Annotated in this window: 1 protein-coding gene; it reads right to left on the bottom strand. The window is 30.0% G+C overall.

The genetic code is table 11. The features are described from left to right. Window positions 1–57: 57 nt before the first annotated feature. Window positions 58–492 carry a hypothetical protein gene (locus DW033_RS24340; RefSeq protein WP_117899992.1) on the bottom strand — a complete coding sequence of 145 codons (435 nt, stop codon included), beginning with the start codon at window positions 490–492 and terminating at the stop codon, window positions 58–60. Window positions 493–536: the final 44 nt, after the last annotated feature.

Genomic DNA, 536 nt, shown 5'->3' with positions numbered 1-536 from the left:
TAATGGGATGTAGATAGTAACCTGTTCGGGTTGCTTATCTACTTGTTAGCAATATTTTTATTCTAATTTAAAATACCATTCCAAAAAAGAATTAAAGTCTTTCCATTGTGGTAATAACTTTCCATTCTGGAAATTGATTAGTTTTTCGCCCAATTCAATTTCAAGAACTTCCTCTGTTTTACGATTATAAAAGAAACCACCTTCTGCTTCAAAACTATCTAATGGAAGGTATTCATCTGGTAACTTTAGGATATTCCGAGCAGATTCGATAGCATAACTCAAATCGTTCGAATAAATACTGAACCAACATACATTATACATTTCACTATGCCGCCCAAGAAATGTAATTTCAGTAGTATGTAAATTGAAAAATGCAAAATCACTATTCAAATCAACACCTAAATTGATTAAAGCTGCTTTGTATTTTTCATCTTCCTTTTCAGAATAGATGCCTTGTTGTTTCAGATGTTCTATTATTTTATTGCTCAGCATAATTGAATGGTATTTTATTCATTTTACATTTTATTGCTAATGTT

It is taken from the genome of Parabacteroides sp. AF39-10AC (genome assembly GCF_003635405.1).
Classification (GTDB): domain Bacteria; phylum Bacteroidota; class Bacteroidia; order Bacteroidales; family Tannerellaceae; genus Parabacteroides; species Parabacteroides distasonis.
Note: the sequence above shows the minus strand (reverse complement) of the source record. Positions and strands in the feature narration are given on the sequence as shown.